At 69.1% G+C, this 24,755-nt stretch carries 22 protein-coding genes and 1 pseudogene; 14 read left to right on the forward strand and 9 right to left on the reverse strand.

The genetic code is table 11. The features are described 5' to 3' along the window. Positions 1-19 precede the first annotated feature (19 nt). The gene (locus ACQ859_RS05135) at positions 20-1,531 is read right to left on the reverse strand and encodes a DTW domain-containing protein (RefSeq protein WP_431264850.1); all 1,512 of its coding nucleotides are present in this window, start codon (positions 1,529-1,531) and stop codon (positions 20-22) included. 127 nt (positions 1,532-1,658) lie between these two features. Beyond that, the gene (locus tag ACQ859_RS05140; RefSeq protein WP_082938792.1) at positions 1,659-1,862 is read right to left on the reverse strand and encodes a hypothetical protein; all 204 of its coding nucleotides are present in this window, start codon (positions 1,860-1,862) and stop codon (positions 1,659-1,661) included. A gap of 200 nt (positions 1,863-2,062) precedes the next feature. Between ACQ859_RS05140 and ACQ859_RS05145 the strand changes: the two genes are divergently transcribed. Continuing rightward, positions 2,063-2,623 (forward strand): thymidine kinase, encoded by a 561-nt coding sequence (locus ACQ859_RS05145; protein ID WP_431264851.1) that lies wholly within the window; start codon positions 2,063-2,065, stop codon positions 2,621-2,623. A 36-nt stretch (positions 2,624-2,659) separates the two neighbouring features. Here the strand turns inward: ACQ859_RS05145 and ACQ859_RS05150 are convergent, their stop codons facing one another. Continuing rightward, positions 2,660-2,896, reverse strand: coding sequence for a hypothetical protein (locus ACQ859_RS05150; protein WP_067278790.1), 237 nt, complete (start codon positions 2,894-2,896; stop codon positions 2,660-2,662). 314 nt (positions 2,897-3,210) lie between these two features. Here ACQ859_RS05150 and ACQ859_RS05155 point away from each other — a divergent pair, with 314 nt between their 5' ends. From ACQ859_RS05155 to ACQ859_RS05175, 5 genes and pseudogenes are all read left to right on the forward strand, one after another. Beyond that, a complete protein-coding gene (locus ACQ859_RS05155; protein WP_431264852.1) occupies positions 3,211-3,768 on the forward strand; it encodes a GAF domain-containing protein in 558 nt (185 codons plus the stop codon). Positions 3,769-4,023: 255 nt separating this feature from the next. Continuing rightward, entirely contained in the window at positions 4,024-5,058 is a 1,035-nt protein-coding gene (locus ACQ859_RS05160; protein WP_431264853.1) for a branched-chain amino acid ABC transporter permease, read from the forward strand. Between the two features lies 1 nt (position 5,059). Next, positions 5,060-6,916, forward strand: a complete 1,857-nt coding sequence (locus ACQ859_RS05165; RefSeq protein ID WP_431264854.1) for an ABC transporter permease subunit — start codon at positions 5,060-5,062, stop codon at positions 6,914-6,916. Position 6,917: 1 nt separating this feature from the next. Then, positions 6,918-7,648, forward strand: a pseudogene (locus ACQ859_RS05170) (ABC transporter ATP-binding protein). 308 nt (positions 7,649-7,956) lie between these two features. After that, a complete protein-coding gene (locus tag ACQ859_RS05175) occupies positions 7,957-8,889 on the forward strand; it encodes an HDOD domain-containing protein (RefSeq protein WP_431264855.1) in 933 nt (310 codons plus the stop codon). A 32-nt stretch (positions 8,890-8,921) separates the two neighbouring features. Here the strand turns inward: ACQ859_RS05175 and ACQ859_RS05180 are convergent, their stop codons facing one another. Next, on the reverse strand, positions 8,922-10,451 hold the full coding sequence (locus ACQ859_RS05180) for a glycine betaine ABC transporter substrate-binding protein (protein ID WP_431264856.1): 1,530 nt from the start codon (positions 10,449-10,451) through the stop codon (positions 8,922-8,924). After that, positions 10,448-11,344, reverse strand: a complete 897-nt coding sequence (locus tag ACQ859_RS05185; protein WP_431264857.1) for a LysR family transcriptional regulator — start codon at positions 11,342-11,344, stop codon at positions 10,448-10,450. The genes ACQ859_RS05180 and ACQ859_RS05185 overlap by 4 nt, the downstream gene beginning before the upstream one ends. A 100-nt stretch (positions 11,345-11,444) precedes the next feature. On the opposite strand from ACQ859_RS05185, the gene ACQ859_RS05190 reads away from it, so the two are divergent. Beyond that, positions 11,445-12,467: a DMT family transporter gene (locus ACQ859_RS05190; RefSeq protein ID WP_431264858.1), complete on the forward strand. Its 1,023-nt coding sequence runs from the start codon at positions 11,445-11,447 to the stop codon at positions 12,465-12,467. A gap of 124 nt (positions 12,468-12,591) precedes the next feature. Next, a complete protein-coding gene (locus ACQ859_RS05195; protein WP_431264859.1) occupies positions 12,592-13,191 on the forward strand; it encodes a hypothetical protein in 600 nt (199 codons plus the stop codon). A gap of 18 nt (positions 13,192-13,209) precedes the next feature. On the opposite strand, the gene ACQ859_RS05200 is transcribed toward ACQ859_RS05195, so the two are convergent. Further along, the gene (locus ACQ859_RS05200) at positions 13,210-13,875 is read right to left on the reverse strand and encodes a GntR family transcriptional regulator (RefSeq protein ID WP_431264860.1); all 666 of its coding nucleotides are present in this window, start codon (positions 13,873-13,875) and stop codon (positions 13,210-13,212) included. Positions 13,876-14,092: 217 nt separating this feature from the next. On the opposite strand from ACQ859_RS05200, the gene yajC reads away from it, so the two are divergent. The 4 genes from yajC (at position 14,093) to ACQ859_RS05220 (ending at position 19,980) form a co-directional block, all read left to right on the forward strand. Continuing rightward, positions 14,093-14,422, forward strand: coding sequence for a preprotein translocase subunit YajC (gene yajC, locus ACQ859_RS05205; RefSeq protein WP_431101423.1), 330 nt, complete (start codon positions 14,093-14,095; stop codon positions 14,420-14,422). A 152-nt stretch (positions 14,423-14,574) separates the two neighbouring features. Next, on the forward strand, positions 14,575-16,482 hold the full coding sequence (secD, locus tag ACQ859_RS05210; protein WP_431264861.1) for a protein translocase subunit SecD: 1,908 nt from the start codon (positions 14,575-14,577) through the stop codon (positions 16,480-16,482). A gap of 33 nt (positions 16,483-16,515) precedes the next feature. Beyond that, on the forward strand, positions 16,516-17,550 hold the full coding sequence (secF, locus tag ACQ859_RS05215) for a protein translocase subunit SecF (protein WP_431264862.1): 1,035 nt from the start codon (positions 16,516-16,518) through the stop codon (positions 17,548-17,550). A gap of 33 nt (positions 17,551-17,583) precedes the next feature. Continuing rightward, entirely contained in the window at positions 17,584-19,980 is a 2,397-nt protein-coding gene (locus ACQ859_RS05220) for a DUF1631 family protein (protein ID WP_431264863.1), read from the forward strand. Positions 19,981-20,065: 85 nt separating this feature from the next. Here ACQ859_RS05220 and ACQ859_RS05225 read toward each other — a convergent pair whose 3' ends face one another. From ACQ859_RS05225 to ACQ859_RS05235, 3 genes are all read right to left on the reverse strand, one after another. Continuing rightward, entirely contained in the window at positions 20,066-20,518 is a 453-nt protein-coding gene (locus ACQ859_RS05225; protein ID WP_431264864.1) for a DUF494 family protein, read from the reverse strand. A gap of 111 nt (positions 20,519-20,629) precedes the next feature. Further along, positions 20,630-21,760, reverse strand: a complete 1,131-nt coding sequence (gene dprA / locus ACQ859_RS05230) for a DNA-processing protein DprA (protein WP_431264865.1) — start codon at positions 21,758-21,760, stop codon at positions 20,630-20,632. A 55-nt stretch (positions 21,761-21,815) separates the two neighbouring features. Continuing rightward, positions 21,816-22,976: a LysM peptidoglycan-binding domain-containing protein gene (locus ACQ859_RS05235; RefSeq protein WP_431264866.1), complete on the reverse strand. Its 1,161-nt coding sequence runs from the start codon at positions 22,974-22,976 to the stop codon at positions 21,816-21,818. A gap of 227 nt (positions 22,977-23,203) precedes the next feature. Here ACQ859_RS05235 and def point away from each other — a divergent pair, with 227 nt between their 5' ends. Next, positions 23,204-23,716 (forward strand): peptide deformylase, encoded by a 513-nt coding sequence (def, locus tag ACQ859_RS05240; protein WP_377158056.1) that lies wholly within the window; start codon positions 23,204-23,206, stop codon positions 23,714-23,716. A 23-nt stretch (positions 23,717-23,739) separates the two neighbouring features. Then, positions 23,740-24,696 carry a methionyl-tRNA formyltransferase gene (fmt, locus tag ACQ859_RS05245; protein WP_431266466.1) on the forward strand — a complete coding sequence of 319 codons (957 nt, stop codon included), beginning with the start codon at positions 23,740-23,742 and terminating at the stop codon, positions 24,694-24,696. The last annotated feature ends 59 nt before the right edge of the window (positions 24,697-24,755 follow it).

A 24,755-nucleotide genomic window follows, 5' to 3' on the forward strand; every position in this document is an offset into this window, starting at 1 on the left:
GCAGCTTACCGCTGGCGCTTCAAACCAGCGAGGGTGTGGGGTGACCCGCCAGGCGGCGTTGCAGGGCGACAAAGGCCTCCATGGCAAGCCACAGCGGCAGATAGCGGGACTCGTCGCCGTCGAGCACTGCCAGCGCCAGGGCGCAGGCTTCGAGTGTGCTGCGCTGCGTGTCCGCATGGGCGCGGCGGATGGTGTAGCGCGAAGGCGGCGGAGCATCGAGGGCGAGTCGCGGCAACGCTTGAAGCCATGGGTTCAAGGCGAGCAGCCGGCGACTGCCGCGCCAGGTGCCGTCAAGCGCGACCAGTGTTGTCGTTGTGACCCCCGCGGCCACCGAAGGTGTCTGATGGTTGGGCGAGCGAGTGATTGGTGCTTCGCCGCTTGTCCGTGGATAGAGCAGGAGGAATCCATCGAGGGAAGGCGGTGGCTCGAAGCGCTCACCGACGCGCAACTCCACGCGCGACAGGCAACGCGCCAGTAGCGCGCCGGTTCCCTTCGCATGCCCCGCCTCGTCGGCGTCCTGGAGGATGAGCAGCGCCGCGCCGTTCGCGACCCGGCGCACGCAGCCGCACCAGCAAGCGACGAGCGGCCGTCCGCATCCCTCGCAAAGGGGGCGTCGGCCGCTCAGGCCACCCTCGGTGGCGGGCATCGGAAGATCAGCGCGGTTGACGCGGGGGCTTGCGTCCGTCGTTCGGACGGCTTTGGCCGTCACGGCGCGGACGGTCGCCGCGCGGACCCTGGCCCGGACCTCCAGGATGGCCTTCGCCGCGAGGTCCACCACCACGACGGTGCTCACCGCCGCGAGGGGGCGGTCATTGCGCTCCGGACGCGGCGGCTGTTGCGCTTCTTCCTCGCGCGCCAGCTTCAGCTGGGCGTCCAACTGCTCCTGAGTCAGGCCCTTCAGCGCGCAGAAATTTGCCGGCGTCAGCGTCGTGCGCGAGAAGTCGCGCAGCAGCTGCGAGCGTTCCTGGCGACCGCGATCTTCCTCGGCGCGGCGTGCGTCGGAGATGCCGCGGCGGCGGGTCAGTTCTTCCTGTGCGGCGACTCTGTGTTCATCGCTGAGCTCGCCGGCAGGTTGGCCGTCGAGGTCGAAGCGCGTCTTCGCGCGGGTCAGTGCGATCAGGTAGCCGGTGCCGCCCGTGTAGCGGCGCAGGAATGCGGACAGCTGTGCCTTGGTGAACTGGCCCGGCGCGCGCTGCTGGATGTCGGATTGCACGCGCAGCTTCAGCGGCTTGGCGCCGCCGGCAAACAGCGCAGGGAACAGCTCCTTGAGCTTGGCCGCGACGGCCTGGACATCGACGCGACCGCCCTCGGCGGTCTTCGGCTGACCAGGCGTTGCGCCGACGGGCGCGACCTCGCCAGATTCGACGTCTGTGGCGGCCTCGCCGGAGGATTCGTCAACTTCCTGCACGGGCTCTGCGGCCTCCGACGCGGGTGCCGTCAAGCCGGCCTCCGTCGTCTCGGTGGCGGGGGCCTTCTGATCGGGGAACTCGGAGGAGATCACTTCGCCTTGCGGCGGGGTGCTGGAGGACATGCATCAAGCGGCGCGGGGCCGGCCTTCGGGGAAAAGGGGGATTGTGCCCATAGCCGCGCGGGCGTGGCAATTCGCGACTATCGACGGAAGTCGCCCGTCCTGCCTGAGGACGTCTTCCGGAGTGGAATCAGGTCTTCGGTTCGCAGGCGGGCTTGCAGACCAGTTCGGTCCGGCCCAGGATCCGCTTGGACTGGAGGCTGCTCGGCGGCCGATGGCGACCGCACTTGAAACAGGAGCGGGTCTGACCGCTGCCTTGGAACGGCGACCCCCCCAGCTTGGAGGCATAGCGCAGGCCGTCATCCCGAACGGCGGTGCAGGTGTCTTTGCTCATGGTCTCGCTTCGCTTGGCGCTCTTGTTCGCGCCGGCGGGTTCGTGTCCCGTCGGCGCATCGATTCCCTCGCGATCGATAGTAGGTGGGGCGTGTGACGCCCCGCTACATCGCTTGCCCGGGGTGAAAGCACCGTCCGACGAACGGCGGTTTTTGCGCCGACAATCGCCCGCGTGCCCGGAAGCCCGGGCGTTCGAGAACCATGGCCAAACTGTTTTTCCGCTACGCCGCGATGAATGCCGGCAAGTCCACCGCCCTGCTGCAGGTGGCACACAACTACGAGGAGCGCGGTCATGCGGTGCGCCTGTTCACCGCCGGCGTCGACGACCGCTATGGCAAGGGGATGGTCACGTCACGGCTGGGTCCGCAGCGGGTGGCGGAGGTCTTCAACGGCGAGACGGACTTCCGCGCGCTGATCACGCAGTCGCCAGGCATCGCCTGCATCCTTGTCGACGAGGCACAGTTCCTGACGAAGGACCAGGTCTGGTCGCTGCACGAGATCGCGCACATGCGCCATGTGCCTGTCATCTGCTACGGCCTGCGGACGGACTTCCGCGGCGAGCTGTTCACGGGCTCGGCCGCGCTGCTGGCGCTCGCCGACGAGATGGACGAGATGAAGACCATCTGCGATTGCGGCCGCAAGGCCACGATGAACATGCGTGTCGACGCCACCGGTCGCAAGCAGACCGAGGGCGCGCAGGTCGAGATCGGCGGCAACTCCCGTTACCGCGCGGTCTGTGGACGCTGCTTCCGGGCGTCCTAGGGCATGGCGTCCTGCGGACGCCCGGTAAGCCTGGACTTACTTCTTGGTCAGCTGCTCTTCCAGTTCCTTGCAGGAAGGAGCGCAGACTGGCTGGGACTTGCCCAGCAGCTTGCGGGACTTCAGCAGCGCCCGGGGGCGATGCTTTCCGCAGAGGAAGCACGACATGGTTGCCGCGCCAAACGAAGAGGTTGCCGCGAACGGCGAACCTGGCGCTTTAGAGCGATAGCGCAGACCATCGGCTTCGATGGTCGTCTTGGTCGTATCCTTGGCCACGCTGTTCCTGATCCTGATAAGAGTTTGAAATGCCGCGCCGACCGTCCCAAGTTCCCCCCAGGGACAGACGGCGAAACCCGTATTTTCCTATAAGCCGGGGCCTCCCCGTACCGGGGCATCGCTAATGACCTCGCGCGAAGGTCGCCCGAATCGGCTCCAACAGACATTCGTCCGCTGCTGAAGGCCCCTGTGTTCCCCTCCGGCGAAAGCCCGTTCAAAGGTGCTTGGCGCGATTTAGGGAAAACACCTAGAATGCCGCCGCGCCGTTTCACCGTGGCGTCAACAACAAGGACACACAGGGAGCGAGCGCAGCGATGGAAAGGATCGAAGGGCTGTTTGCCGCCATGCGGGCGGCCAGTCAGGACATGGAATGGCCGGCGACCGAGGCCCGCGACAGCCGCCTGGAAACGACCGGCGAATTGGCCGAGCGCTATGCGCAGGCCGTCAGCGAGGCGCTGTGCGGCTACTTCCGCAGCTCGCACGCCAGCCTCTGGCTGCTGGATGGCGAGCCCGGTGAACATCGCCTGCGATGCCTCGGGGCACATGCGGTCGACGGCGCGAGCCATCAACGGCCGCTTTGCGAGCAACGCGCCTATCCGGGCTATTTCGACGCCCTGCTGTCAGAGGGCGTCTACAACTGCACCGATGCGCTGGCTGATCCGCGGCTGAGCGCGCTGCAACCGCCGCCGACCTGGCGCGCGATGCTCGACGTCTCGGGGCAGATCAACGGCAAGACCTTCGGCGTGATCGCGCTCGGGCAGCGGGATGCCGCCCGTGTCTGGACCAAGCGCGAAGAACTGGACCTGCGCCGTGCCACCGCGAAGGCGTGTCTGCACCTGCACGCGCTGCGCAACGAATTCGAGACGGTCTGACCGGCCCGGCATCTGGTCGGCGCCCGGCTGGCGGACAAGCCTCAACTTCGACCGACCGGTCGGATTAATCTCTTGCGAAATGTCAATGCGGCATCCACTGACGGAAGGCTGAGGGCTTCCCGCTAGAGTCGGTCGCCACACGTCCCATGGACGACCAACCCCCGGGCGACGGCCTTCGGAGCGGTCGCGACGGCGCCGGCACGCATCGGCGACGCGCGGTCAACGGCCTTGCCCGGTACCACGACAGGAGACAAGGTGGACGGGGCGATTGCAAGCATCCTGGTGCTGGACGGGGTGACCAACGGCGCGATCTACGCGCTGCTGGCACTGGCCCTGGTCCTGGTCTTCGCGGTCACGCGGGTGATCTTCATTCCTCAAGGGGAGTTCGTCGCCTTCGGCGCGTTGACGCTGGCAGGCCTGCAGCTCGGACACACGCCGCTGACGATCCACTTCCTGATCGCCATGGCGCTGCTGGCGGGCGTGCTGGACCTGATCGCGGCCGCACGCGCCGGACGGATCAAGGCCGAATGGGCGGGGATCGCGGGGCGGGCATTGCCCGGCGTCGCGATCGGACTCTGCGCGCTCTGGCTCGCGCCGATGAAACTGCCGCTGGTGGCGCAGGCGTTGCTGACGCTGGCGGTCGTGACGCCGATGGGCGGACTGCTCTACCGGTTGGCCTACCAGTCGCTGGCGGATGCGTCGGTGCTGGTGCTGCTGATCGTCTCGGTCGGCGTGCACTTCGCATTGACCGGGCTCGGCCTGGTGTTCTTCGGGGCCGAGGGCTCGCGCAATCCGAGCTTCTGGGAGGCGAGCTATTCGGCGGGGCCCCTGATGTTCTCGGGCCAGACGCTGATCATCGTGATGGCCTCGGCGGCGCTGATCGTCGCGCTGTGGCTGTTCTTCGAGAAGAGCCTCTACGGGAAGGCGCTGCGCGCGACCGCGGTGAACCGGCTCGGTGCCCGGCTCATGGGGATTTCCAGTACGTCGGCGGGCCGGCTGTCGTTCACGCTCGCGGCCTTCATCGGCGCGCTGTCGGGCATCCTGATCAGCCCCACGACGACGATCTTCTACGACAGCGGCTTCCTCATCGGCCTGAAGGGCTTCGTGGCCGCCGTCTTCGCCGGGCTGTCGAGTTATCCGGGCGCCGCGCTCGGCGCGCTGCTGGTCGGGCTGATCGAATCGTTCAGTTCCTTCTGGGCCAGCGCCTTCAAGGAGGTCATCGTCTTCACCTCCATCCTGCCGGTGCTGCTGTGGCGCAGCTGGCGCGACCCGCATCACGAGGAGCATTGACGTGGCCTCCGATCCATCCGTGGCCGTGAAGGCCGCTGTCACGCCCGCTTCCACCGCGGCTCCCTCCGTCGCCTCCCACTCGTGGTCGCGCCGCATCGTGCCGGCGCTGCTGCTGGCCACGCTCGCCGTCCTGCCGTTGCTGCCGGTCCCCGAGTTCTGGATCACCCAGCTGAACTACATCGGCATGTTCGCGCTCGTCGCCCTGGGGCTGGTGCTGCTGACCGGCGTGGGCGGGCTGACCTCGTTCGGGCAGGCCGCCTTCGTCGGCGTCGGCGCGTACACCACGGCCCTGCTGAGCGCGCGCTACGGGCTCTCGCCCTGGATCGGCCTGGCCGCGGGCCTCGTGATCACGCTCGGCATTGCGCTGGTACTGGCCCTGATCACGCTGCGCATGTCGGGGCACTACCTGCCGCTGGCGACGATCGCCTGGGCGCTGAGCCTGAACTTCACCATCGCCAACATGGAGTCCCTGGGCAAGTACGACGGCCTGCTCGGCGTGCCGGCAATCACGCTGTTCGGCGTCAGCCTCGCCGACGGTCGCGCGATCTACTACCTGATCTGGCTGTTCGCGATCCTCGGCGCCATCGCCGTGCGAAACCTGCTGGACTCGCGTCCAGGACGGGCGATCCGGGCGCTCGGTGGGGCGACGGTGATGGCCGAATCGATGGGTGTCTCGACCTTCCGCTACAAGGTCGTGGTCTTCCTGATCGCCGCGCTGCTGGCGTCGATCTCGGGCTGGCTCTTCGCGCACGTCCAGCGCACGGTGAACCCGAGCCCCTTCGGCCTGAAGATGGGGATCGAATACCTGTTCATGGCGGTCGTCGGCGGCGTGTCCAGCGTGTGGGGCGCCTTCGTCGGCGCGGGTGTGTTCAAGATCATCGAGGACCAGCTCAAGGAGCTGCTGCCCGCGCTGCTCGGCAGCAACGGCAACTTCGAGATCATCGTGCTCGGCGTCGTGCTGGTGCTGATGCTGAAGTACGCGCCGAAAGGCCTGTGGCCGTCGCTGCAGACGGCGCTGTCGCGCTGGTGGCCCGCACGGCCTCGCGAGCGGGACTGGGAGGGGGCCGCCCCGCTCGAGTCGCGCGCGAAGCCTCAGGCCGGCTCGGTGCTGTTGAAGGTCGACAAGCTGCGCAAGCAGTTCGGCGGACTGGTGGCCGTGAACGACGTCAGCTTCGAGCTGCGCGCGGGCGAGATCATGGGCCTGATCGGGCCGAACGGCGCCGGCAAGTCGACGACCTTCAACCTGGTCTCCGGCGTGCTGACCGCGACCAGCGGCGAACTGCGCTTCGCCGGCGAGTCCATCACCGGCCTGCCGGCGCGACAGATCGCGCGTCGCGGCCTGTCGCGGACCTTCCAGCACGTGAAGATGATCGCGGACATGACGGTGCTGGAGAACGTCGCGCTCGGCGGCTACCTGCGCTCGCACAGTGGCACGGCGCGGGCGATGCTTCGCCTCGATCGCGCGGAGGAGAAACGCCTCTTCGCCGAAGCCGAGACCCAGCTGCGCCGCATCGGCATGCAGGACCATCTGCATGAACTCGCGGGCAACCTGGCGCTCGGGCCGCAGCGGCTGATGGAGATCGCGCGGGCGCTGTGCAGCGACCCGTCGCTGCTGTTGCTGGACGAGCCCGCCGCGGGCCTGCGCCACAAGGAGAAGCAGGCGCTGGCCGACGTGCTGCGCCAGTTGCGTGCGGGGGGCATGAGCATCCTGCTGGTCGAGCACGACATGGACTTCGTCATGGGCCTGACGGACCGCATCGTGGTGATGGAGTTCGGCACCAAGCTGATCGAGGGCACGCCCGCCGAGGTGCAGGCCAGCCCCGAGGTGCGCGCGGCCTACCTGGGAACGGAGCACTGACATGAGCGAGTTGCTGAAGGTCACCGGCCTGCAGGCCGGCTACGGCCGAGCCGAGGTGCTGACGGGCCTGGACCTGCGCCTGCGAGAAGGGGAGGTCGTGACCGTCATCGGTCCGAACGGCGCCGGCAAGAGCACCACGCTGAATGCGCTGATGGGCGTGCTGCCGGCGCGCGGGCAGGTGATCTTCGACGGACAGGACATCCAGGGCCTGGGTCTCGAGGATCGGGTGATGCGGGGGCTCGCGCTGGTGCCCGAGAAGCGGGAGCTGTTCACCACGATGTCGGTCGAGGACAACCTGGTGCTCGGCGGCTTCCGGCCGATGCGCCTGGGCGTGAAGGGGTGGCGCGATGAACTGGACCGCGTCTACACGCTCTTCCCCGCCTGAAGGAGCGTCGAGTGCAGCTCGCCGGCACCTTGTCCGGGGGCGAGCGCCAGATGCTGGCCGTCGGCCGCGCGCTGATGGCGCGCCCGAAGCTGCTGATGCTCGACGAACCCAGCCTCGGCCTGGCGCCGCTGATCGTCAAGGAGGTGTTCCGCATCGTCGCGCAGCTGCGCGAGGCGGGGGTGTCCATCCTGCTGATCGAGCAGAACGCGCGGGCCGCGCTGGAAGTCGCCGACTACGGCTATGTGCTGGAGACCGGTGAGATCGCGCTCGAGGGACCCGCCGCAGAACTGGCGAAGGATTCCCGGGTCATCGACACCTACCTCGGAGCGAGTCGCCAGCCGCAATGAAACCCGCCGCCGCGTGACGAAACGCCGCAAGCGGCCCTTTCCACCCCGAATCGGGGGAGAAGCGTGACGCCCACGAAACACCCGGGCGGGACCGGCCGACCATAATTCGTCGAATTCGCGCCATGGCTCTGCTGTCCTCCCTCCGCAAACTGCTCACCGGTTCCGCCGACTCCAGGTCGACAGGCGGAGCCTCCGCCTCGGGCGGGGCATCGAAGGGATCGCCCTCCGCGGCGGCGCCGGTCCGGCCGGTCGACATCCCGCTCCCGCCCACGCTGTCGTCGGCGTCCTCGCACTCGCAGGGCCCCGGCATGGTCTCGACCCAGACGGCGGTGTACAGCGGCGGCGACATCGTCTTCCCCACGCTCGATGCCTCGCCGGAGTGGCTGCACTTCAGCACCCGGCTGTTCGGCTTGTCGCGTCTGAAGGACGTGCCCCCGTCGGCCGGCGAGCAGGGGCTGATGCAACGCCTGCAGGCGCAGCGCGGCTCCCAATGGGCCGACCTGCTGCCCCGCCTGCCCGCGGTGCTGCCGCAGCTGATGCGCCTCGTGCGGCGCAGCAACGTGTCCTCGACGGAGCTGGTGCAGCTGATGTCGCGCGATCCCAGCCTGGTTGGCGAGCTGATGCGGCTGGCCAACTCCCCGCGCTATCGGACCGAACGCGAGATCACCGATCTCGCCGGCGCCGTGATGGTGCTCGGCCAGCAGGGCCTGGACCAGTTGGTGATGAGCGTCGCGCTGCGCCCCATCTTCCATCATGGCAAGGGGCGCTACGGCAGCCGCTCCGGCACGCTGCTGTGGGACCTCAGCGAGCGCACCGCGTTCGCGACGGCGCGCCTGGCCAATGCGGGCGACGACGAGTTCTCCGCCTACCTCGCCGGTCTCAGTTCGCAACTCGGCCTGATGGCGCTGCTGCGCGCGCTGGACGGGATGTCCGCGCCTTCGGTGCCGCCGCTGGACCGCGAAGGCCTGCATCGCCAGCTGCTGCCGCTCACGGCCGCGTGGTCGGCGCAGATCGTCGAGCACTGGGGCTTCCCGCCGCAGGTCGCCGAGGCACTGGCGCCTCGCCCGGGCCGGGGCGCCGAGTCCGTCGTGCTGGCCCATCTGGTGCGGCAGGCGCAGGCGGTCGCGCTGCGCCAGCTGATGCAGCCGGGGCTGCAGCCCGCGCAACTGGGGGACTGGTCCGCCGCGCAGCAGCGCTGCTACGCGGAGCTGGAACACGAGTTCGCTGCCGGCGAGGTCTGAGCCGCCGGCGTCGAGCGCGTGCGCGGCCGGTGTCAGGCGCCGCGACTTTTCGCCAATGTCCAGGCCATCAATCCGAACACGCCTTCGAAGAGCAGGGCCAGCGCCGCAGCGGGCAATGCGCCCGCGAGCAGCAAGGTCTGATCGTTCAACGCGAGCCCGGTGACGATGCGTTCCCCATAGCCCCCGGCACCGATGAAGGCCGCCATCGTGGCGGTGCCGACCGACAGGCTGGCCGCCGTGCGCAGGCCCGCCAGCATGACCGGCAAGGCCAGCGGCAACTGCACCGACCGCAGCACCTGACCCCGCGTGAGCCCGAGCGCCTTTGCGGCCGTGGTCAACCCCTCGGGGACCTCGCTGAGCCCGACGGTGCAGTTGCGCAGCACCGGCAGCAGCGCATAGAGGGTCAGCGCCACCAGCGCCGGCACGGGTCCGATCCGGTTCATCGCCCAGATCAACAGCGCCAGCATCGCCAGTGAGGGCACGGTCTGCAGCAGGGCGCAGACGGCCAGCAGCGCCTCGCGCCAGCGCGGCCAGGGGTGCAGCGCGACCGCCAGCGGCACGCCGACCAGCGTGGCCAGCGCGACGGCGCCAAGCACGAGCGCCAGGTGTTGCCCCGTGAGGCGTCCGAGGTCCGGCCCGGTCAATCTCGTCCACAAGCCCGACTCGACCGGCTCGGCAGACCCGGACGTCGTGCCCCGTTTCGCGAGGAACTCGCGTGCGATCGCGTCGAACGGCTGGCGCTTGACCTCCGCCTGCGCGTTCATCGCGATCATCGCGGTCTCGTCGATGCGCCCGCGCAGCGTCTGCAAGGCGGCCCAGGCGCGCGGATGCCGCTGCGGCAGATCGATGCGATACAGCAGCACCGCGTCGTAGCGCGGGAAGAATCGCCCGTCGTCGGCCAGGACCGTGAGGTCGAGCGCCGCGATCTGCGCGTCGGTCGTGTACACGTCGGTGACATCGATCTGGGCATCGGCGAGCGCGCGATACGCGAGCCCGTGATCGAGCCCGGTCGGCGTCTGCGGCAGCGCATAGCGTGTCATCAGACCCGGCCAGCCGTCCGCGCGGCCCAGGAACTCGTTGCTCAGGCCGAGCTTCAACGCCGGCTGTCCTTTCAACTGGGACAGCGCGGTGAGACCGAGTTCCCGCGCCTGCGCTGAACGCATCGCCAGCGCGTAGCCGTTGTTGAAGCCGAGCGGCACGCCGATCGCGAGGCCGAGCGGGCGCAGTTCCGCCTGCAGTTGTTCGAGCGGCGCGCCGGTGGTCGCGTGACCGAGGATCTCCCGCTCGATCGTGCCGAGGTATTCCGGGTAGACGTCGATGCTGCCGGCCTTCAGCGCGGCGTGGACGATGGCCGTGTTGCCCAGGCCCTGACGGATCTCGACCTCGGCGCCCGGGTCGTCGGCGCGCACCGTCTGCGCGATCACCTCGGCGAGGATGTAGCTCTCCGTGAACCGCTTGGAGCCGATGCGCAGCGGCTCCGCGGCCCAGGCGCCCGGCGCGCCCGTGAGCGCAGCGCAAACCAGCAGGAGAAGGAGCGGCCGCAGCCGGCGGAGCAGCATCATCGGCGCAGCATAGTCGAGCCCGTCCGGCTGCGCGCCAGCGTGCGCAAGACCTGGCCCGCGAAGGCGTCGGCGGCTGCCGAGCCCGCCGACGCCTTGCTGCGCATCAGCACCACCGACATCGCCGGTAGCGAGGTGGCGGGCGGCATGCCGTGCCGTTCGTCCAGCAGTTCCATGCCCTCGGGCACGCTGCAGCGTGTGAACAGCGCGATGGCCAGGCCGCTCTCGACCGCCGCCAGCATGCCGGCCGGGCTCGCGCTGTCGCAGACGATGCGGTGCGGCCGCTTCAACGCCGTCAGCGCGGACAGCGCCGCTTTGCGCGCGAGGCTGCCCGACTCGTACACCGCGACGGGCAGGGGCGTCTGCCGCCATGCCTCGAAGCGCGGCGCGCCGAACCAGGCCAGCGGCTCGTCGAACAGTGGCTGTCCGCGCCCAGCGCGATCACGCGTCACGACGGCCACGTCGACTTCGCCGTGCAACACGCGCGGGATGAGGACCGTCGACTGCTGGCAGACCAGCGTCAGTTCCACCGCCGTGTGCCGACCGGCGAAGTCCCGCAGCACCGGGGTGAGGTAGGGCAGGGCGTAGTCCTCCGGCACGCCGATCGTGAGCCGGCCATGCAGCGTCTCCCGCCGGAGCGACTGGACCGCCTCGTCGTGCTGGGCGATCAGGCGGCGCGCGTGGCCCAGCAGTTCGCGTCCCGCTGGCGTGAGGTCCAGCCGTCGCGGCGTGCGCACCAGCACCGGTTGGCCAACCGCCTGTTCCAGCTTGGCGATCTGCATGCTCAGTGCGGATTGCGAGCGGTGAACCAGCACGCCCGCCGCCGTCAGCGAGCCGGCATCCACCGCCGCCACGAAGGCGCGCAGCCAATCCAGTTGAAGGTCGGTCGAGGGCATCCGGGTTCTCTGCCCGTCATGGGCTTCCATTCGATTCCGTGATGCTAAACGTGAAGAGGATTCGCTTTGCCGGATGCAGGTGGCGCCCGAGACTCGTCGCATGTCCTCATCGCTCGTGCCGTCCGCCGCGGATGCCAACATCCCCTCCACCAGGGCTGCCACCGGAACTGGGCCCGGCACTGGCGAGGCCTCCGTCGTCGAGGCCTCGCCGGCCGGCCCGGACACGCAGGGCCGTCGCCAGCACGAAGGCCTGGCGCTCATGGTCGGTGGCGGATTGCTGCTCGGCACGATCGGCGTGTTCGTCGAGGAGGCGGCGCAGGACCCGGCAACGACGGTGTGGTTCCGTTGTGTGTTCGGGCTCGCGGCCCTGTTGCTGTGGGGCGCCGCGCGCGGCCGACTCGGCGAACTCGTGCGGCTGCGCGGGCGCGCGCTGGCGGCGGTCCTTGCCGTGGGTCTGCTCACCGTCGTGAATTGGGGGCTGTTCTTCGCGGCCATTCCGCGCTGCTCGATCGCCGTGTCGACGGTCGTGTTCCATGTGCAGCCGTTCTGGTTGATGGCGATGGGGGCGTTCTGGCTGCGCGAACGCGTGACGCGCGCCCAGTGGATGGCCGCCGCCATCGCCTTGTGCGGCCTCGCGCTGGCCACCGGCATCGCGGATGAGGCATTCGCGCCGGTCGGCTCGACCGGCGGCGCCCTGCAACTGCCGGGCTACGCGCTCGGGGTGGGGATGTGCCTGCTCGGTTCAGTGAGTTACGCGGCGGCGAGTTTCATTGCCAAGCTCGAGGCCGAACGCGCCGGTTCGTTCGCGCTGTCGGCGGGACAGTGCCTCGTGGGCGCCGTGGTGGCGCTGCCGTGGCCTCTGATGCACGGGCTGCCGGCGTTGGGCGCTTCCTGGGGCTGGTTGGCGGGACTCGGCGTCCTGCACACGGGGCTGGCGTATGTCGTGCTGTACGCGGGCATGGCGCGGCTCGGCACCGGACGCATCGCGGTGCTGCAGTTCGTCTATCCCGGGACCGCGGTGCTGGTCGACTGGGCGGTTTATGGCCGGGCGCTGAGTCTGTCGCAGATGGCGGGCGTCGGACTCATCGCCGTCGCGCTGTGGACCTTGCGCCGTCAGGCCTGAGGACGCGGCTTCTCCGCCATCGATGCGGCCTGTCCGTCCGGAGCCGCAGTTGGTCGCCGCATGGGTGCTCCCCACCGCGCCCCTTCGTAGAGTGCGTCGCACACCACGAACCAGGGAGCGCTCCGTGATCCAGCCGTCGACCTCCTCGCTGTCCTTGCCGGCGTCCTCGCCGGCGCCGTCCGCCGCCTGCCGCCCGCCTGTCCGGATGCCTCGCGCCGCATTGCTCGTCGGCGCCGTCACGCTGGCGCTCGGTGCCTGCGCGCAGCCGGCGCCGCCCCCTCCCGCGTCGGAAGGGTTCGGTGCCGGCATCCGCGTCGACACCAGGACCGATGGTGCCGGCCTCGAGACGCCGCTCTACCCCGGCGCGGTGCCCTACAAGGATCGCGACGAGGACAAGTCGAGCGTGCAGATGAGCCTGTGGGGCGGGCTGTTCGGCATGCAGCTGACAGCCGGAAAATTCCAGAGCAGGGACGAAGTCGATCGTGTCGGGAAGTTCTACCGCCGTGCGCTGTCGCGCTACGGCACGCCGCTGGACTGCGGCGCCGCCGACGCCCCGCGCGGCAAGCCGAAGGACGGTGGTCCGCTGACTTGCGACGACGACAAGCCCGATGCCGGCGGTCAGCTCTACAAGGTCGGCCTGCCGAAGGATTTCCGCGTCGTCTCGGTGAAGCCGCTGCCGGACGGCACGACGCAGATCAGCGTCGCCCGCGTGCGCTTCCGATGAGCGGGCGCCACAGGACTGTCAGGCGATCACCCGCTGCGTGAACACGCGCAGGTGGTCCATCAGGACGTCCGAGGCCGACGCGGCGGCCTCGCCGTCCCCGCCGGCGATCGCCTCCGCGAGCTGCTGATGCGCGCGCGCGCCGACGGCGACGTCGCCCAGGTGCCGGTACGCATACCAGAAGCGCCGGCACTGGATGATCATCGGCAGCACCGCCGCGACCGCGTACCGGTTGCGGCAGGCCGTGTGGTTGACCCGGTCCAGCGACTGGTCCACGCGCATGTAGGCCTCGAGGTCATGCCGCTCGGCCGCCTCGGCCATGAGGGCGGCGCAGGCCATCAGTGCCGAGCGTTGCGCCGGTGAGGCCCGGCGGGCCGAGCAGCACGCGATCAGCCGCTCCAGCGGCCGTCGCGCTTCCAGCAGGTCCAGGTGCTCCGCCAGCGGCATGTCGCTGACCAGCAGGCCGCGCCGTGGCTGCTGCGTGATCAGGCCGCTGGCGACCAGCCGCATCAGCGCCTCGCGCGTCGGCGTCCGACCCAGCCCGATCCGCGCGATCAACGCCGATTCCACCACCGGCGCGCCGGGGCGCAACTGCAAGGTCGCGATCAGCGTCTCGATCGCGTCGTAGGCCTGGTCCGCCTGACGGCGCTTGTCGATGTCCTGCAGCTCAAGGGTGCCTGAAGTCATGGGCGCGGATCATCGCAGGTCCGGCGTGCGGGTATCCCCGGAGCGGCATCGGATTGAGTTTGCGCAGGTCAACCCCAGTTAAATCCGCGTCCGGCCGGTGCCGGGCCGGCCGGATGGGCCGCATACAATCACCGGTTCTTCCGTACGCCAGGACCTCGTGTCCGGCGGCGCTCCGGCCCGCGGGCCGACGCCAACGCAATTCCTGAGGGATATCGACGTGTTTATTTCCAACGCTTTTGCCCAGACCGCGGGTGCCGCCTCGTCCGACCCGACCGGTGGCTTCCTGCAGATGCTGCCCCTGGTGGCCGTCTTCGTCGTCATGTACTTCGTGATGATCCGCCCCCAGATGAAGCGCCAGAAGGAGCACAAGACGATGGTCGAGGCCCTGGCCAAGGGCGACGAGGTCATCACCGGCGGCGGCATGCTCGGCAAGGTCGTCAAGATCGGCGAGCAGTACCTGACCGTCGAGATCGCCTCCGGCGTCGAGATCCAGGTCCAGCGCACGTCCGTCGTGCAAGTGCTGCCCAAGGGCACCGTCTCGAAATAATTCGAAACCCCGACCCGGGGCGGCCGCGTCCGGCGTGACCGCCCCTGACGACCCGGCCCGTGCGACGCACGCGCCGGGTCGGTTTTCAGAGGCGCCCCGGCACGATGCATCGCATCGGCCGACCCGGCGCCTGGTTTGCAGAGGACCTCCTCATGAACCGTTATCCGCTGTGGAAGTACGCGCTGCTCGTCGTGGCGCTGCTCGTCGGCCTGATCTACACGCTCCCCAACCTGTTCGGCGAAGCGCCGGCGGTGCAGGTGTCCAGCGCCAAGGTCGTCGTCAAGATCGACGACGCGGTGCGCCAGCGCGTCGAGCAGGCGATCACGCAGGTCGGCGTCACGCCCGACTTCGTGCACCTGGAGGGCAGCTCGATCCGCGCGCGCTTCCATGACACCGACGCCCAGATCAAGGCGAAGGACGCGATCGCCAAGGCCCTGAACGGCAACGAGACGTCCGACCCCACCTACATCGTCGCGCTGAACCTGGTGTCGCGCTCGCCGGCCTGGCTGACCGCGCTGCACGCGTTCCCGATGTACCTGGGCCTGGACCTGCGCGGCGGCGTGCACTTCCTGATGCAGGTCGACATGAAGTCGGCGCTGACGAAGAAGGCCGAGTCGATGGCCTCCGACGTCCGCACGATGCTGCGCGACAAGACCATCCGCCATGCCGGCGTGAGCCGCGAAGGCAACGACGTCGCCATCAACTTCCGCGACGAGGCCACCCGCACGCAGGCGCAGAACCTGCTGCGCGACCAGGTGCCCGACTTCGCCTGGACGCCGTCCGGCGCCGGCACCGAGCTGCGCCTGACCGGCTCGCTGACGCCCAAGGCGGTGATCGCCGTCCAGGACGCCGCGATCAAGCAGAACATCACCACGCTGCACAACCGCGTCAACGAACTGGGCGTCGCCGAGCCGGTGATCCTGCAGCAGGGCCGCGACCGCGTCGTCGTCCAGCTGCCGGGCGTGCAGGACACGGCCAAGGCCAAGGACATCATCGGCCGCACCGCGACGCTGGAGATGCGCATGGTGGACGACAGCGCCGAGGCCACGGCCGCGCTGTCCGGCACGGGTCCGGTGCCCTTCGGCACCGAGCGCTTCACCGAGAAGGACGGCGTCACGCCGATCATCGTCAAGCGCCAGGTCGTCGTCACCGGCGACAACCTGAACGACGCGCAGCCGAGCTTCGACGAGAACCACCAGCCCTCCGTGACGCTGAAGATGGACGCCAAGGGCGCCCGCGTCATCAAGGACGTGTCCCGCGAGAACATCGGCAAGCGCCTGGCGATCCTGCTGTTCGAGAAGGGCAAGGGTCAGGTCGTGACCGCGCCGGTCATCCGCGGCGAGCTGGGCAACAGCTTCTCGATCACCGGCGGCGCCATGTCCACGCAGGAAGCCAGCGACACCGCGCTGCTGCTGCGCGCCGGCTCGCTGGCCGCGCCGATGGAGATCATCGAGGAACGCACCATCGGCCCGTCGCTGGGCAAGGACAACATCGACAAGGGCATCGCGTCGGTGACCTGGGGCTTCGTCGCGGTGGCCGTCTTCATGTGCCTGTACTACATGATGTTCGGCGTGTTCTCCGCGGTGGCGCTGGGCTTCAACCTGCTGCTGCTGCTGGCGGTGCTGTCGATGCTTCAGGCCACGCTGAGCCTGCCGGGCATCGCGGCGATCGCGCTGGTGCTGGGCATGGCCATCGACGCCAACGTGCTGATCAACGAGCGGGTGCGCGAGGAACTGCGCGCCGGTCTCGCGCCGCAGCAGGCGATCCACGCCGGCTACGAGCGCGCGTGGGCGACCATCCTGGACTCCAACGTGACGACGCTGATCGCGGGCCTGGCGCTGCTGGCCTTCGGTTCCGGTCCGATCAAGGGCTTCGCCGTGGTGCATTGCCTGGGCATCATCACCTCGATGATCTCGTCGGTGATGTTCTCGCGCGCGCTGGTCAACCTCTGGTACGGCGGCCGCAAGCGGCTGAAGTCCGTGTCCATCGGCACCGTCTGGAAGCCCGGCACGACCGCGCTGCCGACCGAATCGGCGGCTGAAGCCGTCGAGGCCAAGTAACAACGGCTGCGGCCCCCTTAGCGAGACCACGCCATGGAATTCTTCCGAATCAAACGGGACATCCCGTTCATGAAACACGCGTTGATCCTCAACGCCGTGTCCTTCCTCACCTTCGTCGCCGCGGTCTTCTTCCTGGTCACGAAGGGCCTGCACTTCTCGATCGAGTTCACCGGCGGCACGGTGGTCGAGGTCCAGTACGCCCAGGCCGCCGACATCAACAAGACGCGTCACACCGTCGAGCAGATGGGCTTCGGCGAGATCCAGGTGACCAACTTCGGCACCTCGCGCGACGTGATGATCCGCCTGCCGGTCAAGCCCGACGTCAAGCAGGACGTGCTGGTCAGCCGCGTGTTCGGCGAGCTGTGCAAGTCCGAGAATGGCCAGGTCGTCCAGCACCAGGAGGTCACGCCGCAGGGCGAGGCTGTGACCCGTCAGGCCTGCGCGGTCGGCGATGCCGAGCCGCTGAAGCTCACCCGCAGCGAGGTGGTCGGGCCGTCGGTCGGCGCCGAACTGGCGCACGACGCCGCCTACGCGCTGGGCTTCACCGTCATCGGCATCATGCTGTACCTGGCCTTCCGCTTCGAGTGGAAGTTCGCCGTGGCCGGCATCATCGCCAACCTGCACGACGTGGTGATCATCCTGGGCTTCTTCGCCTACTTCCAGTGGGAGTTCTCGCTGGCGGTGCTGGCGGCGATCCTGGCGGTGCTGGGTTACTCGGTGAACGAGTCGGTGGTCATCTTCGACCGGATCCGCGAGGCCTTCCGGAAGTACCGCAAGCTCAACACCCACGAGGTCATCGACCACGCGATCACCTCCACGATCAGCCGCACGATCATCACGCACGGCTCGACGCAGATGATGGTGCTGTCGATGCTGCTGTTCGGCGGCCCGACGCTGCACTACTTCGCGGTGGCGCTGACGATCGGCATCCTGTTCGGCATCTACTCGTCGGTCTTCGTGGCCGCGGCGATCGCGATGTGGCTGGGCGTCAAGCGCGAGGACCTGGTCAAGGCGGGTCCCGCCAAGGCCGGCGACCCGGATGACCCCAACGCGGGCGCGGTGGTGTAGTAGAGTCATCCGCACTCCTCAAACTCGAGCTCGATGACCGCCGCCGACGCAAGATCCCAGGCCCTGGCTTCGCAAGCGCGGCGCGTCCACACGGAGGTGCTGCTGCGAGGGCTGCCCGCCATGGTGGCCATCCTCACCACGGCGGTGCAGGATCAGCTCATGCAGCCGGCCGAACACGCGCTGCAGATGGCCCGCCGCGATGCGTTCGAGGCGTGGCAGCGTGCCTCGACGCCGTGGCATGCGCGGCTGGGCAAGTCGCTGAGGCACGCGTTCCATCACGGTGCGGGCGACTCCCGGTCGGCCTCGCTGTCCTCGCGCCCGCAGAACCTGACCCTCGTCAGCGACGACACGATCGAGCGCGAGATCATCGCCTCGCGCCTGGCGCTGGCGATGATGGACAAGGCCAGCTGGGAATTCAGCGACCTGCGCAATCGGATGCAGTCGCTGGAGCGCATCGAGGACCTGCCGCAGCAGGACCTGCTGCGCGCGCAGGTGCTGGCGCGGCTGGTGCTCGACGCCTGGTTCGAGGCCGGACTGAGCAGCTCGGTCTGGCAGATGCTGCAGCGTTGGCTGCACCATGAGTTCTCCCAACTGCTGAACGAGGCCTATCACGAGGCCAACCACTGGCTGATCCAGCAGGGCGTGATGCCCGAAGTCGACCTGCGTCCCTTCATCCGTCGCAACGCGCCGGCGGGAGGCATGACGCAGGCGGCGCCGCTGGGGCCTGCGCAGGGCGTGGGCCCGGCGCATGGCGGCATCGCCCCGCAGGCCGCGCAGGTGGGTGCCCAGGCCGCCGGACCGGCGGGAACGCCGGCGAGCCAGTCCGCCCAGCAGGTGATGGCGCAACTGCAGCGCGTGCTTGCGCGGCATGTGCCGGAACTGGCACAGCCGCCACGGCCGCCCCAGGCGCCGACGCCGACGCGTCCTGGCGGCATGCCGGCGGCGGGGCCGGCGACGCGCAGCGGATTGCCCGCCGCGCCGGCGGGCCCGGGAACGATGTCCGGGCATCCGGGCGGCCCGTCGACGCGGGCAGGTTCGCCGCGGCTGAGCGCCGCGATCAATCATGCGCAGGAAGCGGTGCAGCGGCGCGCCGACAAGGTCGCGACCGTCGACCAGGAGCTGACGGCGCCTCAGGCGCTGGACGAGATCCGCCATCGCAACCAGGCCCTGAAGCAGGTCCTGAAGAACGCGGCCGATACGCCGGCCGAGCGCGCCACGATCGAACTGGTCGCGCTGCTGTTCCAGGCCATCCTGCAGGAAGAGCGCATCCCGCCGGCGATCCGCGTCTGGTTCGCGCGGCTGCAGATGCCGGTCTTGCGCGTGGCCGTCAGCGAGCCTGATTTCTTCGCCACCGACGATCACCCCGCGCGCCGACTGATCGACCGGATGGGGTCGTGTGTGATGGGCTTCAGCACCTCGACCGCCGAGATCGGCGATGCGCTGGAGCGCGAGATCAAGCGCGTGGTGCAGGTCGTCGAGGCCTATCCCGACACCGGCAGACGCGTCTTCCAGACGGTGCTGACCGAGTTCGAGAAGTTCCTCGACCACTACTTCGAGCAGGAAAACGAGGTCTCGAAGAAGGGCGTGTCGCTCGCCCAGCAGGTCGAGCAGCGCGAGACGCTGGCGATCCAGTACACGATCGAGCTGCGCAAGATGCTGTCCGAGGTGCCGGTGCAGGATGGCGTGCGTGATTTCCTGTTCCAGGTCTGGGCGGATGTGCTGGCGGTGACCGGCGTGCGCTACGGACCGCAAGCCGAGCAGACCAAGGCGATGAAGCGCGCGGCGGCCGACCTGATCTGGTCGGCGAGCGCGAAGGTGTCGCGCGAGGACCGGGCCGAGGTGATCCGTCGCCTGCCACCGCTGTTGAAGACGCTGCGCGACGGCATGGGCCATGCGGGGCTGGGTCACGAGCGCCAGGACGAGCACATCCGTTCATTGAACAACGCGCTGGCCGCCGCGTTCACCGCCAAGACGGCAGCGATCCCGCGCGAGCGGCTCGACGACCTGATGAGCCAGCTCGAGACGCTGGAGGCGATGCTCCCGTCGCCCGATTCCGGCGAGATCAACGAGACCCTGGTGCGCGACCTGTCCAGCCATGAGTGCGAGGGGCTGGAAGTGGTCGCCGAGGGCGGCGCCGCGCCGACGACGGCGATGCTGGCCTGGGCGCGCGAGCTGCAGGTCGGCAGCTGGTACATGCTCGATTACCGTGGCCGGGTCGAGCCGGTCCAGCTCGTCTGGCGCGGGCTGCGGCACCACCTGATCCTGTTCGTCTCGCCGCAGGGGCGTGGCGTGCTGTTCCAGCTGAGCCGCCTGGCCGCATTCCTGCAGGCGGGGCTGATGCTGCCGGCGCAGGACGAATCGCTCACCGTGAAGGCGACGCGCAACGCGCTCGCGAAGCTCGAAGTCGATCCCAGTCGCCTGCTTGCCTGAGGCTGGCCGGCGTTCCCCCTGCCCATGAAAAAACCGGCGCCGCGATGCGGGGCCGGTTCCTGTTCCGCCATCGGCGGCATGCGGATCAGTGGATCAGGCGCTCTTCCGGAGCGACGAACAACTCGTCGAGGATCAGCGCATCGGGCTCCTCGCCCAGGCTCCAGAACACCATCAGCACGATGATCTTCAGGTCCTCGAGGTCGAGCGGACCGCCGGGGATGGCCATCGCGCGATCGATCACCATCTCGCGCATGGCGGTCGGCAGCACGCCCGCCGAGGCCAGGAAGCTGATGAAGCCGATCGAGCTCTCGCCCAGGTGATCCTGTTCATCGCGCGTGTAGACGCGCATGCTGCGATCGCCGGGTTCGCCGTGATGGGATTCCGCCGCGCCGGCCAGGCCGTCCAGCCACGACAGGGCGTCGCGGATCTCGTCGTCCTCGAACCCGACCGCCGACAGTTTCCGGGTCAGTTGTGCGTGATCCGGGCAGGCGTCGGGCCGCCAATAGGTTTCGTACAGGTAGACGAGGACGTCAAACATGGCGGGGACTATAACCGACGCCCAGAAAGCCCTTCCCGCCGAAATGAACGGTCCGAGCCACTGAATTTCCCCGTCCCGAGCGTCGAAACGCGTCGTTGACGGGATCGGGATTCACGCCGCGCCGCGGCGCTGGAAGAGGGCACCAGGGAGGCGTGCGACACGGCCCTCCAATTCCAGGTCCAGCAATGTCGCGTTGAGTTCGTCCTGCGCCCAACCGCTGCGCTGCGAGAGCTGCTCCAGCGACACCGTGTCCCGTCCGATCGCTCGCAGGAGCGGGTGATCGTCATCCGTCTCCACCGGTTTGGAGGCGGGTGCCGGCTCTGCGTCGGGGTCGGATTCGAGGTCGAGCGTCGCCGTGCGGGGCAGGCCGCCGGCGGGCAGTTCGTCGAGCAGGTCTTCCAACGCCTGGACCAGGCAGGCGCCCTGCTTGAGCAGGTGATGGCAGCCCTTGGATTGCGGCGCATGGATGGGGCCCGGCACGGCGAACACCTCCCGTCCTGCCTCGGATGCCTGCCGGGCGGTGATCAGCGATCCCGACTTCATGGCGGCCTCGACCACCAGGCAGCCTTCCGACAGTCCCGCGATGATGCGATTGCGCTGCGGAAAATTCGGCGCCATCGGGGGCGTGCCGACAAAGTACTCGCTCACCAGGAGCCCGCGTCGCGCGACGTGGCGGGAGAGATCCGCATGGTCCAGCGGGAACACCTTGTCCGGCCCGGTACCCAGGACTGCGATCGTGCTCCCTCGTGTGTTCAGCGCGGCCTCATGTGCGGCGCCGTCGATGCCCTGCGCCAGTCCGGAGACCACGCAGAATCCCGCCTCGCCGAGGCCGGCGGCGAAGTAGCGTGCATTCTCGTCCCCTTGCGGGCTCGGATGCCGGCTGCCGACGACGGCCACGCAGCGCTCGGCGAGCAGCTCGCGCCGGCCGTCGAGATAAAGCATCAGCGGTGGATCCGCCGTGTGCAGGAGGGGGAGGGGGTAGTCGGGGGCGTCCAGCAGGAGGATCGAGCGACGCTCGCCGCTGGCCAGCCAGTCCTCGGTCCGGCGGACCAGCCGGTCCAGCTGATCGGGTCCCTTGGCCAGCAGTGTGGCCTCCTCGGGAGAGAGGGCGTTTCCCCAGCCGGCGCGGCCTGCTCGCAAGACGGCGCCTGGTGCGCCGTGACGGGCCAGCAGCCGTCGGGCAACCCCGCGTGAGACGCAGGAGAGCAGGTGGAGCCAGTCGCGCAGTTCGTCGGGGCTCATCCGTGCGGTCCTCGGGATGACCTGAACCGGAGAACCGCCGCGCTGGCCGCCGCGCTTACGGCTGCGTGAAGCGGTCGCCCGAGACGACCGGCTCCTTGACAGTCAGGATCAGCGCATACGACACGCGGTCGAACACCTGGAACACGAACAGTTGGCCGTGACGCTCGTCAGGGAGCCGGACCTCTTCGCGGCGCGCGGTCGTGGGATCACGCACCACTTGCCCGGTATGCCACAACGCCAGCACGTGGCCGCGCTCGAGGCCGTCCTGCCGGCCCTTGTTCAGCGCCACGATCTGGTTCTGGCCGGCAGTGATCGCATCGCCGTACACCGAAATGATGGATCCGGCGATAGGGCCTTGAGGCGCGTGGGGCACGTAGCTTGTGTAGCCGCGCTCTGGCACCGGGGCCAGGCGGTCACCCGGCTGGGCCTCGACGCGGTTCAGCGTCAGCGTCAGCGTGGCCGGGACCTCGTCCTTCGTGCCGCCGCCGCTGCCGGCGCGGGTCAGGTCGGCGGTGCCGACATAGACGGCTTCATAGCCGAGCACTTCCTTGGTCTGCGGGTCGCGCAGCGGGCGCGGCTCGCGGAACACGCGGAAGGCGTTCGCGTCGGGGGGCAGGTTGCCGCGGGCGTAGGCCAGGTCGCCCTTGGTCATCCAGACGCGGTTTTCCTGCGCCGCGACGATGCGGGGCGCCGTCTCCAGCTCATTGCCGGTGAGCACCACCGCCTCGTTGAGGAAGGGTTCGATCAGATGTTGCGGGATGGCGGCGATGGAGCCGTCGTACAGCGACTCGGCGCGCACGCGCGGCGACAGCTTCACCGTGCCGCCGGGGCCGCCGGCGCCGACATCGCGACCCACCTGCAGGCGGGCGCGGCCGTCGGCCTTGATCAGCATCAGCACCTGACCGGGATAGATCAGGTGGGGATTGCGGATCTGTTCGGTGTTCATGCCCCACAGCTCGGGCCAGCGCCACGGGCTCTTCAGGAAGAGGCCCGAGATCGCCCACAGCGTGTCGCCCGACTTGACGGTGTACGAGTCGGGGGCGTTGGGCGCCAGCTCCGACAGCGGCACACCGGCCTGTGCGACCTGCTGCGCCGTCTGGCGCTGTCCTTGGGTGATCGGGAAGTCCCCCGCCGCGAACGACGGCGCGGCGGCAAAGGTGCCCGCCAGCAGGGCTGCAGAAATCATCGTCAAGCCCAGCGGCCGCCTTTGCGTCATTACTTGTTCTCCGCGCGCCGAGATCCAAGGCCCCTCGTGGCCAATGGCGCTTTTGTGACGAGGGCCAGACTGACCGCCAAATCGGCGAAAATCAACCGTCTCGCTGACGGCGATTCTGCCCCGGTTCATGGGGTCCGGCAATGAACCGGCCCGCCCTCCCTTGCAAGCCCTTACAAACCGGCGTTGTGCGCTGTCCACAGCCGCTCACCGCGCCCCGCGTCCTCACCATGGCGAAACTTTCCATTCTTCGATACCCCGATCCACGCCTGCACACCGTGGCCAAGCCCATCGCGGCGGTCGATGACCGCCTGCGCGCGCTGGCCGACGACATGCTGGAGACGATGTACGACGCCGACGGCGTCGGCCTGGCCGCCACGCAGGTGGACGTGCACGAGCGCCTGCTGGTCATGGACGTCTCCGAGGAGCGCAACCAGCCGCTGGTGCTGATCAATCCGGAGCTCGTCGCGCGCAGCGAGGAGATGATGGAAGGCGAGGAGGGCTGTCTCTCCGTGCCGACGATCTATGACAAGGTCATGCGCCACAAGAAGGTCACCGTCCAGGCGCTGGACCGCGACGGCCACACCTTCCAGTTCGATGCCGAAGGCCTGCTGGCCGTCTGCGTGCAGCATGAGATGGACCACCTCGCCGGCAAGGTGTTCGTCGAGTACCTGAGCCCGCTGAAGCGCGAACGCATCAAGACCAAGCTGGTGAAGAAGGCCCGCGAGGACGCGAAGCACTGATGGCTGCCGCTTCGACAGCCGGTCTGCGCGTCGCCTTCGCCGGCACCCCTGAATTCGCCGCCGTGGCGCTGCAGGCGCTGCTCGATGCCGGCTTCGAGGTGCCGCTCGTGCTGAGCCAGCCGGACCGTCCCGCCGGTCGCGGCATGAAGCTGCAGGCCTCGCCGGTGAAGCAGCTGGCGGTGGCCCGCGGCATCGCCGTGGCGCAGCCGCGCAGCCTGCGGCTGGACGGCAAGTTCCCCGAGGAAGCAGAAGCCGGACGGCAGGCGTTGCGCGATGCGCGTCCGGACGTGCTCATCGTCGCTGCCTATGGGCTGATCCTGCCGCAGTGGGTGCTGGAACTGCCTCGGCTGGGCTGCCTGAACATCCACGGCTCGATCCTGCCGCGTTGGCGCGGTGCCGCGCCGATCCACCGCGCGATCGAGGCCGGCGACGCCGAGACCGGCATCACCATCATGCAGATGGACGAGGGCCTGGACACCGGCGACATGCTGCTGCTCGAGCGGCTGCCGATCGCCGCGGCGGACACGACCGGGACCTTGCACGACAAGCTGGCGACGCTCGGCGGCCGGCTGATCGTCGAGGCGCTCGAGCTGGCCGCCTGCGGCGGCTTCCATCCGGTGAAGCAGCCTGAGGCGGGGGTCACCTACGCCCACAAGATCGAGAAGACCGAGAGCCAGATCCTGTGGCACCACGACGCTGCGCAGATCGTGCGCCGGCTGCGGGCCTTCGACCCCTTCCCGGGCGGCGTCGCGCAACTCGACGGCGAGGCGGTCAAGGTCTGGCGTGCCGAGGTCGTCGAGCCCGAGGGCGCGCTCGGCGAGCCGGGTCTGGTGCTGGCGGTCTCGCCCGAAGGTCCGGTCGTCGCCTGCGGCACCGGCAGCGTGCGGCTGACCGAGCTCCAGCGCGCCGGCGGCAAGCGCCTGCCCGCGGCGGCCTTCCTGCAGGCCCGACCGCTCCAGGCCGGTGCGCGCTTCGCTTAACCCTGACTGAACCGTCGGACAAACCGGCCTGGTACCGGCTTGAAGCTTGCCAGCTTGCC

It is taken from the genome of Roseateles chitinivorans, from assembly GCF_050632235.1.
In the GTDB taxonomy this organism is placed as follows: domain Bacteria; phylum Pseudomonadota; class Gammaproteobacteria; order Burkholderiales; family Burkholderiaceae_C; genus Roseateles; species Roseateles chitinivorans_A.